Source organism: Stenotrophomonas mexicanensis (assembly GCF_032911605.1).
Classification (GTDB): Bacteria; Pseudomonadota; Gammaproteobacteria; order Xanthomonadales; family Xanthomonadaceae; genus Stenotrophomonas; species Stenotrophomonas maltophilia_A.
Genome location: NZ_JAWJTG010000026.1, coordinates 1 through 14,098 on the forward strand (window position 1 = coordinate 1; position 14,098 = coordinate 14,098).

10 protein-coding genes are annotated in these 14,098 nt (G+C 67.5%); 2 read left to right on the top strand and 8 right to left on the bottom strand.

The window, feature by feature from the left end; genetic code table 11:
- Positions 1–217: 217 nt before the first annotated feature.
- Positions 218–1,201 carry a LysR family transcriptional regulator gene (locus R1L06_RS12475; protein WP_043403003.1) on the bottom strand — a complete coding sequence of 328 codons (984 nt, stop codon included), beginning with the start codon at positions 1,199–1,201 and terminating at the stop codon, positions 218–220.
- Positions 1,202–1,408: 207 nt separating this feature from the next.
- On the opposite strand from R1L06_RS12475, the gene cysK reads away from it, so the two are divergent.
- Complete coding sequence (gene cysK / locus R1L06_RS12480; protein ID WP_014038293.1) at positions 1,409–2,368, top strand: cysteine synthase A; 960 nt, start codon at positions 1,409–1,411, stop codon at positions 2,366–2,368.
- Between the two features lie 291 nt (positions 2,369–2,659).
- Positions 2,660–3,259, top strand: a complete 600-nt coding sequence (locus R1L06_RS12485; protein ID WP_317217847.1) for an O-acetyl-ADP-ribose deacetylase — start codon at positions 2,660–2,662, stop codon at positions 3,257–3,259.
- Positions 3,260–3,350: 91 nt separating this feature from the next.
- Here the strand turns inward: R1L06_RS12485 and R1L06_RS12490 are convergent, their stop codons facing one another.
- The 7 genes from R1L06_RS12490 to R1L06_RS12520 form a co-directional block, all read right to left on the bottom strand.
- Positions 3,351–4,499: an ABC transporter substrate-binding protein gene (locus R1L06_RS12490; RefSeq protein WP_317217848.1), complete on the bottom strand. Its 1,149-nt coding sequence runs from the start codon at positions 4,497–4,499 to the stop codon at positions 3,351–3,353.
- A 129-nt stretch (positions 4,500–4,628) separates the two neighbouring features.
- Positions 4,629–5,633, bottom strand: a complete 1,005-nt coding sequence (locus R1L06_RS12495) for a class I fructose-bisphosphate aldolase (RefSeq protein ID WP_010481439.1) — start codon at positions 5,631–5,633, stop codon at positions 4,629–4,631.
- 196 nt (positions 5,634–5,829) lie between these two features.
- Positions 5,830–7,296 (bottom strand): pyruvate kinase, encoded by a 1,467-nt coding sequence (gene pyk / locus R1L06_RS12500; protein WP_032127871.1) that lies wholly within the window; start codon positions 7,294–7,296, stop codon positions 5,830–5,832.
- 180 nt (positions 7,297–7,476) lie between these two features.
- The gene (locus R1L06_RS12505) at positions 7,477–8,130 is read right to left on the bottom strand and encodes an HAD hydrolase-like protein (RefSeq protein ID WP_049463104.1); all 654 of its coding nucleotides are present in this window, start codon (positions 8,128–8,130) and stop codon (positions 7,477–7,479) included.
- Positions 8,127–9,302 carry a phosphoglycerate kinase gene (locus R1L06_RS12510; RefSeq protein ID WP_032127869.1) on the bottom strand — a complete coding sequence of 392 codons (1,176 nt, stop codon included), beginning with the start codon at positions 9,300–9,302 and terminating at the stop codon, positions 8,127–8,129. The genes R1L06_RS12505 and R1L06_RS12510 overlap by 4 nt, the downstream gene beginning before the upstream one ends.
- Before the next feature lie 645 nt (positions 9,303–9,947).
- Entirely contained in the window at positions 9,948–11,324 is a 1,377-nt protein-coding gene (locus R1L06_RS12515) for a DUF3999 domain-containing protein (RefSeq protein WP_049422663.1), read from the bottom strand.
- The gene (locus R1L06_RS12520) at positions 11,321–13,996 is read right to left on the bottom strand and encodes a DUF2339 domain-containing protein (RefSeq protein WP_317217849.1); all 2,676 of its coding nucleotides are present in this window, start codon (positions 13,994–13,996) and stop codon (positions 11,321–11,323) included. The genes R1L06_RS12515 and R1L06_RS12520 overlap by 4 nt, the downstream gene beginning before the upstream one ends.
- Positions 13,997–14,098: the final 102 nt, after the last annotated feature.

Consider the following 14,098-nt stretch of genomic DNA (forward strand, 5'->3'; position numbering starts at 1 on the left):
GGTGGGGCGGTGTCGGAGTGCGGGGTGTCAGCCGCATGGATGCGGCTGCCAAGCCACAGGGATGTACTTGCGGCGTCCCCGCACTCCGACACCGCCCCGCCACCCCACACAATGCCAGCTTCTGCTGTTGCTGTTGCTGTTGCCGTTGCTTCTGAGGTTGCCGGCCAGCGGCCGGCACTACCGCGGGTGCAGGGCGGCACGCCCTGCTCGACCCACCTCACACCGTGATGGTCTGGGTCAGTGACTCCCACGTCGGTGGCACCGGCCACGCCGCCGCCTGGTTGCCATCCAGCACCCTGCGCAGATCACGCGGATCGATCTGCGGTGCCAGCACGTGCACCAGCTCCAGCGCGTAATCACGCAGCACGCGATCGCGAGGCAGCACCGCCCAGGCAATGCACTCAGTGATCGGCTCCGGGGCCGGCCACGACCTCAGGTCTTCGTCGTTGGAACTGACCGCCATCTCCGCCAGCAGGCCCACGCCCAGACCGGTACGCACGTAGGTTTTGATCAGGTCGGCATCGAGCGCGGTCAGCGCCAGATCCGGCACCAGGCCGTTCGCAGCGAAGGCGCGCTGCAACGAGGAATTCGGCCGGGTCGAGGATTCGTAGCTGATCAATGGCTGCCGGGCCAGCGCGGCCAGGTCTGGGGCGCGGCCGGCGCGGTCCAGCGGGTGGCCCTTCGGTACCACCACCAGGCGCCGCCAGCGGAACAGCGGCACCGCGATGCCATCGGTGGGCTCACCGCCAGCGGTGCTGATGATCGCAATATCGGCATCACCCTGATTCAAGCGGTCCAGCGCGTCGGCTTCGCCGGCCTGCTGCAGGTGCACGCTCACCTGGGGATAGGCCTGCTTGATCGCTGCCACCGCCGGCGGCAGCACGAAGCGCGCCTGGGTGTGGGTGGTGGTCAGGATCAGCTGGCCCTGGCTCTCGCGGCGCTGGTTGGCCGCGTAGGTGCGGATGTTGTTGGCCTCGGCCAGCACCGCACGAGCGCGGGCGATGACCTCGGTGCCGGCCGGGGTGACCGACTCCAGGCTGCGGCCCTTGCGCACGAACAACAGGAAACCCAGCTCGTCCTCCAGCTGCTTGAGCTGCTTGGACAGGCCGGGCTGGGTGGCGTGCACGCGCGAGGCGGCCAGCGTGATGTTCAGCTCGGCGTCGGCGATGGCAACCAGATAGCGCAGCTGGGTCAGCGTCATGGGAGGCAGGCGGCGTGGGGCGGAGGTCCACTCTAGGGTCAATTGCCGTCACCAGCTTATAACCAAAGGTTGTTTAAGAAAGGTATCTGGTCATTTCCGGGCGTCATATGCCGGCGCTACGGTCAGCCGGCAGCCGCTGGCCTGAACAGCCAGCCCTCCCCCTTCGCCCGCCGAAGCCCGGCGCGGCCCCGTTTCCGGAGCGCTTCCATGGCCCTGTACGACTCCATCCTCGATACCGTCGGCAACACCCCCATCGTCAGGCTGCAGCGCCTGGCGCCCCCGCAGGTCAGCGTCTACGCCAAGGTCGAGTCGTTCAACCCGGGCGGTTCGGTGAAGGACCGTCTGGCGCTGGCGATCATCCTCGACGCCGAGGCACGCGGCCTGCTCAAGCCGGGCGACACCATTGTCGAAGCCACTTCAGGCAACACTGGCGTGGCACTGGCGATGGTCGCCGCCGCGCGCGGCTACAAGTTCGTGGCCACCATGGTCGAGACCTTCTCGGTGGAGCGCCGCAAGCTGATGCGCGCTTACGGTGCCAAGGTGATCCTGACCCCGGCCGCCGAGCGCGGCAGCGGCATGGTGCGCAAGGCGGCCGAGCTGGCCGAGCAGCACGGCTGGTTCCTGGCCAGCCAGTTCGCCAACCCGGCCAACCCGGCCTACCACCGCAACACCACCGCTGCCGAGATCCTGCGCGACTTCGCCGGCAAGCGGCTGGACTACTTCGTCAGTGGCTGGGGCACGGGTGGCACGCTTACCGGCGTGGGCGAAGTGCTGAAGGTCGCGCGCCCGCAGACCCGCATCATCGCCACCGAACCGGCCGGCGCCGCGCTGCTGAAGGGCGATGACTGGAAGCCGCACAAGATCCAGGGCTGGACCCCGGACTTCGTGCCGGACGTGCTCAACCGCGATGTGGTGGACGAACTGGTCTCGGTCGAAGATGACCGCGCGATCGCCACCGCGCGTCGCCTGGCTGCGGAGGAAGGCATCTTCGTCGGCATCTCCGCCGGCGCCACCGTGGCGAGCGCGCTGGACGTGGCCGCCCGCGCTGAACCGGGCTCGGTGATCCTGGCAATGCTGCCCGATACCGGCGAGCGCTATTTCTCCACACCGCTGTTCGCCGATGTGAATGAGGGTTCCGACGACGACTGGCTGGCCGGCCTGCCGTGAGCCCAGGGTCGGATCCCGTTTCGTTCAAGGTAGCGCCGGGCCATGCCCGGCGTTGCTGTTTCCGGCATTCGCTTCGTTCACCATCCGCCGGACATGGCCCGGCGCTACCGTTTCGCCACCTCCCCCTTTCTGCTTCAGCCTGCGTGAAGGCGTCGCCCGCCATCGTGCGTGAAGGCCGTCGGATCGCAGCGCGTGAGACGGTCATGACGCAGTATCGATGCCCTGTCCCCTACCGTGGGAACAGCCGGCGCAGATGCTGCGCGGAACACCTCACAGGCAGGAGACGGACGCATGAAGATCGAAGTTTGGCAGGGCGATATCACGACCCTGGCGGTGGATGCGATCGTCAACGCGGCCAATGAAACACTGCTCGGCGGCGGCGGCGTCGACGGCGCGATCCATCGCGCTGCCGGGCCGGCATTGCTGGCCGAGTGCGAGCAGTTGCCGGAGCTGCGTCCGGGCGTGCGTTGCCCAACCGGCGAAGTGCGCGCCACCGACGCTTACGCATTGCCTGCGCGGCATGTACTGCACACGGTGGGCCCGGTCTGGCACGACGGCCAGCGCGACGAACCGGCATTGCTGGCCAACTGCTACTGGAAATCGCTGCAGTTGGCCGAGTCGCTGGGCGTGAAGTCGATCGCGTTCCCGGCGATCAGCTGCGGTGTGTATGGCTATCCGCTGTACCAGGCCGCGCAGATCGCAGTGACGGAAACACTGGCGTGGCAGCGCAGCCATGCACAGCCGATGCGCATCGTGCTGGTGGCGTTCAACACTGCTACGGCGAAGGCCTACCAGCAGGCATTGAGCGCCGCGGGACAAAGCACGGACAACGAACCGCGCGGGTCGATGCTGCCGCCTCTGGGCGAGGCGGGCTTCGCCGCTGCGCACTGAACCGCAGCGCTTCCGGTAAAAGGAAAGGCCGGGCATTGCCCGGCCTTTCCCGTTGCGGCCTTGAGGTCATCCACGCTACGTGTGGATCACCTCAACGGCTGGCTGCTTCCACCGCAGCAGCGGCGTCATCGGCCACGGCAGCAGCTGCATCCGCAGCGGCGCGTGCGGCCGAGGCAGCAGCACCGTCGGCGCTGGCACCTTCGACCTGCACGCGCACTTCCACCAGGCCCGCACCGTTGTTCAGGCTGGACACGTCGACGGTGTAGTGACCGGCCGGCAGCGTCTCTTCCAGGCGTGCATTGGTGCCATTGCCACCGTCGTCGTCGGTCAGCTCGACGACGCCGCCGACCACGCGCAGCACGGTATCGACCTGGCTGGAAATCGCATCCAGGCGCACGTCGGCCGGACGATCCAGGGTCAGCAGGAAGCGGCGGCGGCCTTCGTTGTCCAGCATGGTGTACGCGCTGCCCGACTTCGGCAGTGCCGTGCCATCGCGATCCACCAGGTTGCCTGGCAGTTCAATGCGGGTGGCCGACAGGGTGAACATGCCATTGACGCCGTCGCCGAGGCCGCGTGCAGTCAGGGTGTACTTGCCCGGCTTCAGCGAGAGGTTCAGGCGCGAGTTGGTGCTGTCGCCGCCATCATCGTTCTCGGCATCCACGCCCTGGCCGGACAGCTTCAGCACCGGATCGAAGACATCCGAGACCAGGCGGATCTCGTACAGGCCCGCCTTCTCCACCTGCAGGGTGTAGTCCTGCGAGTTGCTGGCCAGCATGTCGACGATCTCACCACTGCCCACCAGCGGCTTGCCGTCGTACGGCTTCAGCTTCTCGGCGCGCAGGCGGTACGGACCAAAGGCACTCGGACCGTTGGCGTTGACCGCCACCTGGTAGGTGCCGCCACCGTTGGCACGGAAGGCCAGCGAGACATCGCCTTCGCGTTCGTAACCGGTATTGCTGGTGGACACCAGGCTGCCGTTGTTGAACACGGCGATCGAACCGGTCAGTGCGCCGGTGAGCTTCAGGCCGACCAGCTCCCTGTCTTCCAGCTTGATCTGGTACAGCTGGTGATGGCTGCCGTCGTTGAAGTTGATGCCGCTGCGCGAGGTGATCTCGCCGGACACCGGCTTGTCGAAATCGAGTGACGCGGCCTTGCCTGCGTCACCACCGCCACTGATGCGGTTGCAACCGCCGGCGATCAGGACCGTGGCGACGGCCAGTGTGATTGCTGCCAAACGCATGTTTTTTCTCCTTGGCCTTCCATGTATGTCCCGCGCACCGGCCCGGTGCGTGGGGGCGGAAACGATACCCGCAAAAGCAAACGCCGGCGTGATGCCGGCGTTGCCCTGTTCATCCTGCGATGGGACGGATCAACCGTTCCACTTGCCCAGCGCGGCCAGGCCGTTGTCCTTGGCGCGCTCGTACACGGTCTTCTGGGCGGCAGCGTAGTTGCCCTTCATGTCCTTGGCCCACAGCTTCAGCGCGGCCTGCTGCATGGCGCGGCCGTAGGAGAAGCTCAGCGGCCACGGCAGGTTGCCCAGCTGGTTCATCGCGTTCAGATGCTCGGTGGACTGCTCGTCGCTCTGGCCACCGGACAGGAACACCACGCCCGGCAGGATGGCCGGCACGGTGCTCTTCAGGCACATCACGGTCGACTCGGCCACTTCCTCGACGTCGGCCTGCTCATCGCAGCCCTTGCCGGAGATGACCATCGAGGCCTTCAGGATGGTGCCTTCCAGCAGCACGTTCTGCTGGTACAGGGCATCGAACAGCGAACGCAGGGTGGCTTCGGTGACTTCGTAGCAGGTCTCGATGTCGTGGTCGCCGTCCATGATCACTTCCGGCTCGACCATCGGCACCAGGCCGCATTCCTGGCACAGGGCGGCATAGCGGGCCAGCGCGTGGGCGTTGGACTCGATGCAGGTGCCCGACGGAATGCTTTCGCCGATGTTGATCACCGCACGCCACTTGGCGAAGCGCGCACCCAGCTTGTAGTACTCCTGCAGGCGCTCGCGCAAGCCGTCCAGGCCTTCGGTCACCAGCTCGCCCGGGCAGCCGGCCAGCGGGTGCGCACCCTTGTCCACCTTGATGCCCGGAATCATGCCGTGGTCGGCCATGTACTTGGCGAACGGCACGCCGTCCTTAGTCGACTGACGGATGGTTTCGTCAAACAGGATGGCGCCGGAGATGTGCTCGTTGAGCTTCGGCGTGGTCAGCAGCAGTTCGCGGTAGGCACGACGGTTCTCCTCGGTGTTCTCGATACCCACGCCAGCGAAACGCTTGGCGATGGTAGCGGTGGATTCGTCGATCGCGATGATGCCCTTGCCCGGGGCAACCATGGCTTGGGCGGTTTCAGCCAGCTGTTCGATGCTCATGTACTTCCTGTGGCGGGTGCGGGAAAAACGTAAGTATAGCCCCGCCGCCCGTTGCACCGACGTGCAGGGCAGTCTGGAAACGATTCCAATGTCCGCACCGGACAGGCGATGTCCTGTTGCGCCGGGTCACGCCCCCTTCGGAGATCTGACCCCGGGTCGGACCCGCGCAGCGGCTCCGACCCGGGGCCGCCAGGGTTTACAGATCGCCCAGGCCGCTGGCGCGGCCGTCTTCGCCCACTTCCAGCAGGCGCAGGGTGTTGGTCGCGCCCAGGGTTTCCATGTGCTCACCGCTGGTGAACACGACGCGGTCACCGGCCTGCAGCAGTTCGGCTTCCACCAGCAGGCGGATGCTGCCGCGTGCGGCTTCACGCGGGGTCAGGCCACGGCTGTCAAAGTTGATCGGGTAGACATCGCGCATCAGCGCCATCTGGCGGCGTGCACCGTCGTGGCGGGTGACCGCGAACACCGGCGCCTTGGCGCGGAAACGCGACAGGTAGCGGGCGGTGCCACCGGATTCGGTCATCGCCACGATCGCGCGCACGCCCACGTGCTGCGACAGGAACATGGTGGCCATGGCAATGGCCTGGTCGGCACGTTCCAGGTTGCGCGGCGAGGCGTTGAAGTCGGTCTCGGTCTGGAACTGGCGCTCTGCACCCAGGCAGATGCGCGCCATCGCTTCCACGGCCTTGACCGGCCAGGCACCGGCAGCGGTCTCGGCCGACAGCATCACCGCGTCCGTGCCATCGATGACCGAGTTGGCCACGTCCAGCACTTCGGCACGGGTCGGGATCGGGCTTTCGACCATCGACTGCAGCATCTGCGTGGCGGTGATCACCACCTTGTTCTGCGCCAGCGAGGCCTTGATGATCTTCTTCTGCAGGCCCGGCAGTTCGGCATCGCCGATTTCCACGCCGAGGTCGCCACGGGCCACCATCACCACGTCGCTGGCCTCGACGATCTCTTCCAGGTTCTCGATCGCCTCGGTGCGCTCGATCTTCGACACCAGCGCGGCATCGCAGCCGTGCGAGCGGGCGATCTCACGCGCGTCGTTCATGTCCTGCGCATTGCGGCAGAACGACACGGCAATGAAGTCGACACCGATCTTGGCGACGATGCCGATCAGTTCCTTGTCGCGCTCGGTCAGCGCGCCCAGCGACAAGCCACCGCCCTGCTTGTTCAGGCCCTTGCGGTCGGACAGCACACCGTCGTTCAGTACGGTGTTGATGATGCGTTCGCCCTGCACTTCCACCACCTGCAGCTGCATCAGGCCGTCGTCGAGCAGCAGCACATCGCCCGGACCCACGTCCTGCGGCAGGCCGAGGTAGCTCACGCCCACCTGGGTGGCGTCACCCGGGCCGGCGCTGGTGCTGGCGATCAGGTCGAAGCGGTTGCCCGCCTTCAGCTGTACCTTGCCTTCGGCGAAGCGCTCGATGCGGATCTTCGGGCCCGGCAGGTCGGCCAGGATGCCGACTTCCACGCCCACGCGGGCCGCGGCAGCGCGCACTTCGGCAGCACGCTTGGCCTGGCCGGAGGGATCGCCATGGCTGAAGTTCAGGCGCACCACGTTGACGCCGGCGCGGAACAGATCCTCCAGCACGCCCGGCGGATCAGTGGCCGGACCGAGGGTGGCAAGGATCTTGGTGCGACGCTGACGCTCGAACATGGTGAATGGGCCTCTCCCGATAAAGAACGGAAATTAGCACATCCTTCACGCCGCATGTATACGGTTACAGCCTTGTGCGGCCTGACTTCGCGGGTCATCGAACGGACATCGGCCGGACATACGCTGGCGCAGGGTGGTGGTGGCGCCGGGCGTGGCCCGGCGCTACCGATCAACGGCGCATCACGCCAGCAGCGTTTCCAGCTGCGCCGGCTCACGGGCCAGCTGCCCGGCACCGGCTTCGGTGAGTTCGGCCTCACCGCCAAAGCCCCACAACACACCGACGCTGCGCAGGCCATGGTGACGCGCGCCTTCAATGTCCATGCGGCGGTCGCCGATCATCCAGCACTGCGCGGGCTGCACCTGCAGCCGACGCAGCGCCTCACCGACCAGTTCCGGCTTGTGGCTGCGCGAGCCATCGAGGGTTGAACCGACGATCTCCTCGAACAGCCCACCGAACGGCAGGTGGGCAAGGATGCGGCGCGCGTGCGGCTCGTTCTTGGCAGTGACCACCGCCAGGCGATGGCCACGACCATGCAGCGTGCGAAGGGTGTCTTCCACCTGCGGGTACACCGTGTGCTCGCGCCAGCCCTCGACGTCGAAGCGCTCACGGTAGTAGCCCACCGCCTGTTCCACCCGCGCCGGTTCACCGAACAGCGGCGCGAAGGTGGTGCGCAGCGACGGACCGATCCAGCCCAGCAGGGTCTCCTGCGGTGGCACCGGATGGTCCATCTTCTGCAGCGCATAGGCGATGCAGGCGGTGATACCCACCTGCGAATCGATCAGCGTGCCGTCCAGGTCGAAGAACAGGACATCCTTGCTGCGATCGGCACTCATGCGCCGCGCGCGTCGAGTGCGGCCACCGCCGGCAGGGTCTTGCCTTCCAGGAACTCCAGGAACGCGCCACCACCGGTGGAGATGTAGCTGACCTGCTGGGCGATATCGAACTTGTCGACCGCGGCCAGGGTGTCGCCGCCACCGGCGATGGAGAATGCCGGCGAACTGGCGATGGCACGGGCCAGCGCTTCGGTGCCCTTGCTGAAGGCCTCGAATTCGAACACACCGACCGGACCGTTCCAGACCACGGTACCGGCCTTCCCGATCAGCTGCGCGTACTGCGCCGCGGTTTGCGGGCCGATGTCCAGGATCAGGTCGTCTTCGGCAACGGCGTCGACCGCCTTCACTTCGGCAACCGCGTCCGGCATGAACTGCTTGGCGGTGACCACGTCCACCGGCAGCGGGATATCGGCGCCACGCGCCTTGGCATCGGCCACGATCTTCTTCGCGGTGTCCAGCAGGTCCGGCTCGTACAGCGACTTGCCGACGTTGTAGCCGGCGGCAGCGATGAAGGTGTTGGCGATGCCACCACCGACGATCAGCTGATCGACCTTGCCGACCAGGTTGGCCAGCAGTTCCAGCTTGGTGCTGACCTTGCTGCCGGCGACGATGGCCAGCAGCGGCTTGGCCGGTGCATCCAGCGCCTGCGCCAGCGCGTCCAGTTCGGCCATCAGCAGCGGGCCACCGGCCGCCACCGGGGCGAAGCGGATGACGCCATGGGTCGAGGCCTGCGCGCGGTGTGCGGTACCGAAGGCATCCATCACGAACACATCGCACAGGGCGGCGTACTTCTTCGACAGGGCTTCATCGTCCTTGCCCTCGCCGACATTCATGCGGCAGTTTTCCAGCAGCACCAGCTGGCCCGGCTGCACGTCGACACCGTCGACCCAGTCGCGCACCAGCGGAACCTCGCGACCGAGCAGCTCGGACAGGCGCTGGGCCACCGGCGCCAGCGAATCGGCTTCGCTCCACACGCCTTCCTTCGGGCGCCCCAGGTGTGAGGTGACCATCACCGCCGCGCCCTGCTCCAGCGCGCGCTTGAGCGTCGGCAGCGAAGCGGTGATGCGCTGTTCGGAGGTGATGCGGCCATTCTCGATCGGCACATTCAGATCCTGGCGGATCAGCACGCGCTTGCCGGAGAGGTCGAGGTCGGTCATGCGGACGATGGACATGGGCAACTCTTTGGCTCAGGGACGGGATGCCGGGCTACGGCAGACGGCCATTGTATCGGGTGCGGGTGGTGGGAGGGCCGATGCCTGCGGCAGGCAGAGGCGCAACAGCAACAGCAACAGCCTAAAGCGCTGGCGCCTTGTGATGCTGTGGGTGGGCCGGGGCGGTGTGGGCTGGCAGGGGACGCCGTTAATCCGTCCCTGGAGGCTTGGCAGCCGCATCCATGCGGCTGACACCCCTGCCAGCCCACACCACCCCGGCCTCGACAGGTTCATGAGGTGACGCGGGTGGCAAAGGCGGAAGCAAGAGCGACTTCTGGTGTCGGAGAAAAATGTAGAGCCGAGCCGATGCTCGGCTGGACGTTTCGCGAAGAGCAGCCGAGCGTGGGCTCGACTCTACAAGAAGCACGCAGCCAAGCTGCTTTTGCTTTTGCTCTTCATTTTTTTCTTCCGTGGGTGGACGCACACGGAAACCGTCAGAGGCCGGGCGGGTGGGCTGGGCAGGGGTATCCGCGCCATGGATGGCGCGGCTAAGCCTCCAGGGACGGATTCACGGCGTCCCCTGCCCAGCCCACCCGCCCGGCCAAGCACGGCTGTTGCTTTACACGACCAACCCCACCCACGAGGGGCTGCGCCGTTCGCCGGAACCTACGCCGAAGGCGCCGGCTTCTGCCGAAGCAGACTGACCGCCAGGCCGCCAACAACCAACACACCCAGCCCCAGCAACGCCCACAGCAGCCACGACTTCCAGTCGTGCTGCGGCTTCAGTGCCGACTCACCGGCCAGCGGCTCCGGGCTGCCCTCCAGGCGCGCCAGCGTCGGCTGCCACGACGGATCATTGCGCTGCCGCAGCTCCTCGATCAGCACACCGATCGGCGCCTCCATCCGGCGCGCAGTCGAGCTGCCCACCGCCAGCGCATACGGCGCCGCGCCCTGGCTCAGGAACACCAGCACTTCCGGCTGATAACCCAGACGCAGGGTTGGAGCCGTCGCCGTTTCAGCCGGATTCGCTACCAGCTTCCAGTAACGATCCCGATGCACACCGCCCAGCGGCTGCGCAGCCGATTGCTGACGCTGGCCCTGCGCGCCCTGCTGCAGCTGATAAGCAATCCACGGTGCACTACGGCGCTGCCATTCCGCGCTCTCGTCATCGCGGCTGAACAATGTCCACTGCACCAGGCTGTTGTCGGTGCTGGCCACGTCAGCACGCGCCGCCGGGAAGCGGCCATCCATCTCGAAGGTGTATTCGCCCTTGCGCTTCGAGGTCGGTTCCAGCGACAGCCACTCCCACGGCAGTGTGGCCGGTGCCGGCGGCAGCTCGGCCAGTACGCTGCGCAGCGTTGGCAGACGGGCATCGCCCTGCGCCAGCACACGCAGATAGCGCGCTTCACCATCCACCTGCAGACGGCGCTGCAGCAGGCGCTTGCCGGCGCGCTGCAGATCCACCAGCGGAATGTCGCGGCCAATCGCACGCCAGTGCTGCAGGTCGTCGCTGACGTCCAGCTGCACCTGCGCCTGCAGCGGCTGTCCGCTGTCGGCCCAATCCAGCACCAGCGCCGCCAATGGTTGCTGGCCGAGCACGCTGGCATCGATCAGCCAACCGCCCTGCCCGTTCGCTACCGCACCACCACCCACACGCGCCTCGACCCGGCGCACGCGGCCATCGGTATCGCGCTCGGTCAGCAACTGCAGGTCGTTGCGCTGCGCTTCGGCCAGCGGCGGCAACGCGAACCACGGCAGCTCACGCTGCACCGGCGGCTGTGCCAGCGGCTGGTCCGGCGCCAGCAATGCCGACGGCAACGATTGGCCGGCGGCATTGAACACCTGCACATCGCCCAGGTCCGCACTACCGGCGCGACGGTAGATCGCCGGTTCCAGCACGACACGGTAGGCACCCGATTGTGCGCTGGACAACGTCAGCGGCCACTGCTCGGCGTACTGGGTACGGTAATCGGCGGCCTGTGCGGTGACGGCGGCCAGCATGCCGAACATCGCCGGCAGCAGCGCCCTGCTCCACGTCTTCATTGTTTTTCCTCCACGGTCGGCGCCGCGCTCGGCGGTGCCGGTGCCAGATAACCCACGACCGTGCACAGCAGGCCGTAAGCGATGAACGATGCGATGCCCAGCAGGTTGCCCAGGTGCTGGCGATCGACGATGACCAGCTTGGCCAGCACCACGCCCATCAGCACCGCACCCACCATCCACAGCACGCGCTGGCCACGGCGCGAGCCCCACACCCAGGCAATCACGCCGAGCATGCTCCACAGCACGGTCAGGCTGGTCTGCGCCAGGCTGAAGCGCATCATCGACGCGTTCCACGACAGGCCGCCCCACTGATGCACGCCATGCAGCACAACGCTGGTCAGCGCGACGAAAGTTGCCAGTGACAGCAGCGGCATGCGGATACCCAGCAGCGCCTGCGGCGCCTGATCGCTGTACAGCCAACGCGCCAGCAGCAGCAGGCTCAGCCACTGCCCGATCTCCGCCGGATTCAGCACCGGCAGCCACAGCAGCGGCGCAGCATCGCCCGGCAACAGCTGGCCGGACAGCCAGCCGATCGACAACAGGCCGAACAGCACGCACTGCAGCGGCTGGCGCACGCGATCGAACGCTGCACCCAGCGGCCAGCGCAGCGCATTCCAGCGCCACAGCGACAGCGCTGCCATCAGCAGCCACGGCAGCGTCACCAGCAACGTGGTCCAGCCCTGTGCCAGCCCGGCCTCGCCACCGCCCCACAGGGCCAGCAGCGAAAGCAGCGACGGCCAAAGCAGCCACCACAGGAACTGCGCGATGCGTGCCACGGTATTGCCGCCCTGGCGCAGGCACAGCAGCGTGCGCACGCCCAGCACCGCGAACACCGCCCAGGCCAGCGCGCCGTAGCCGGCGAACGGCTGATGGTGCGCGTCGCTCTGTATCAGCGCCAGTGGGAAGCCCAGCGCCAGCATCGCGAGCGCGGTCATCCCCAGCGCGCGCGCCGGCTGGCGCCGCTGTACTTCGGCGGCCAGCCATGCGGTAACGGCAGCCAGCACCAGCAGTGCATCCACTTCGGTGCGGTACGGGAAGAACCGGGTGATCTCGTGCACCAGGCCACCCAGCCACCACAGCAGGCCCCACAGGTAGTAGACCAGGGCAATCTCGTGGCGCTGCCTGCGCTGGTAGCTCCAGGCCGACGCGAAGCCGGCAACGGCCAGCAGCAGTGCACCGATCGCGGTCGGGTTGAGCAGGAAGCGCAGGTCCTCATGCCAGTGATCGCCACCGGCCACGAAAGCGAACGCCGCGCCCATCTGCAACAACGCACCGGACACCTGCGGCAGCCAGCGTTTCTGGCGCAGGCCCAGCCAGGCCAGGCCTGCACCTTCCAGCGCGAACACCGCGCCGGTGGCACGCGCCGACAGGGCCAGCGGCACCGCCAGCGTGGCGAAGCCCACCGCCAGCACCGCATGCGACTGCGCCAGCACGGTGTACGACGCGCGCGCAATCAGTGCCCGCGCCAGTACGGCGTAGATCGCCGCCAGGCCCAGTGCGCACAGCGCCAGCGTCATCGGCTGCTCGTGCAGCATGCCGGCCTGCAGCGAGAAGGCGACCAAGGGCGTACCGAACACCAGGCTGCCGTCGACCAGGTCACGCCGCCCGGCGGGCTGCCGGCGTGCGTACAGCAGCGGGATCAGCAGGTAGAAGGCGAAGAACAGCAGCAGGAACGGCTCGGTGCTGCTGAACTTGTCCGGCGCGTACTGCAGCACGCCCCAGAACGTACCGATGCCGAAGGTGAAGGCGAAGCCCAGCAGGTTCAGCGCGCGCCACGGCCGGAACCAGGCAATGGCGAAGATGCCGGCGTTGAGCACCGCGTAGTAGCTGAACAACCCCACGTGGTTGCCGCTGCCGGTGGACAGCCACAGCGGTGCCATGAAGCCTGCGAGGATGCCCAGCGCCGCCAGCGTGCGCGAGTTCTGCACCACCGCCAGCACGCACAGCCCGGCCACCAGCGCGATCGAACTGGCGAAGGCAAACCCGGGGTTGAGCAGCTCGAACCGCTTGAACGCGGCGAAGATGGTCAGCAGCAGCACGCCGATGGCACCGCCCTGCAGCGCCAGTGCGAACAAGCGCCGGCGCTCGCGCTGATGCCAACCGAACGCCAGCAGGCCCAGCGCACCCACGGTGACACCGGCCAGGCGCAGCTCGATCGGCAGCACCAGCCAGCCCTGGTCACTGACGTACTTCAACAGCGCGGCAACACCGGCCAGCAGCACCAGCATGCCGATCTTGACCGGCACGTTGCCCTCGGTGAACCAGCGCTTGACCGCTCCGATGCCGCGCTCGATGAAGTTCGGCAGCGTCGGTTCGGAAGGCAACGGCGGCTGCACTGGCACGGGTGGCACCGGCGGTGGCGTGACCGGGCGCGGCGCCTCCGCTGCCGCAGGCACCGGTTCGTGCACCGGCGGCGGCGTTGGCTGGGGGGGAGGCGGCGCGGCAGCCGCCACCGGCCGCAGGAACGGTGGATCGGCACTGGCCGCAGGCATGGGCGCAGCCCGTTCCGGTGCAGGCTCGGCTGCAGCCGGGCGGGCGGCAGGCGCGGCGGCCAAGGCACCTTCCAGCGCGGCCACACGGCGGCGCAGGCCGGCAATCATCACCAGCGCTACCACCAGCAGCAGCGGGATGGCCAGCAGAACCAGTACCACCAGGGCTATCAATGCTTCCATTGCATGCTTCCATTGCAATCCCGCGCCCCAGCGGCAGCGGTCGACCGCCCCATGCTACGACAGGGCTGGCCCCATAAACGACGAACCCCGGCCAGGCCGGGG

Coding starts and splice junctions, on each gene's coding strand:
- R1L06_RS12475 (WP_043403003.1), bottom strand. CDS start 1,201: ATGACGCTGACCCAGCTGCGCTATCTGGTTGCCATCGCCGACGCCGAG.
- cysK (WP_014038293.1), top strand. CDS start 1,409: ATGGCCCTGTACGACTCCATCCTCGATACCGTCGGCAACACCCCCATC.
- R1L06_RS12485 (WP_317217847.1), top strand. CDS start 2,660: ATGAAGATCGAAGTTTGGCAGGGCGATATCACGACCCTGGCGGTGGAT.
- R1L06_RS12490 (WP_317217848.1), bottom strand. CDS start 4,499: ATGCGTTTGGCAGCAATCACACTGGCCGTCGCCACGGTCCTGATCGCC.
- R1L06_RS12495 (WP_010481439.1), bottom strand. CDS start 5,633: ATGAGCATCGAACAGCTGGCTGAAACCGCCCAAGCCATGGTTGCCCCG.
- pyk (WP_032127871.1), bottom strand. CDS start 7,296: ATGTTCGAGCGTCAGCGTCGCACCAAGATCCTTGCCACCCTCGGTCCG.
- R1L06_RS12505 (WP_049463104.1), bottom strand. CDS start 8,130: ATGAGTGCCGATCGCAGCAAGGATGTCCTGTTCTTCGACCTGGACGGC.
- R1L06_RS12510 (WP_032127869.1), bottom strand. CDS start 9,302: ATGTCCATCGTCCGCATGACCGACCTCGACCTCTCCGGCAAGCGCGTG.
- R1L06_RS12515 (WP_049422663.1), bottom strand. CDS start 11,324: ATGAAGACGTGGAGCAGGGCGCTGCTGCCGGCGATGTTCGGCATGCTG.
- R1L06_RS12520 (WP_317217849.1), bottom strand. CDS start 13,996: ATGGAAGCATTGATAGCCCTGGTGGTACTGGTTCTGCTGGCCATCCCG.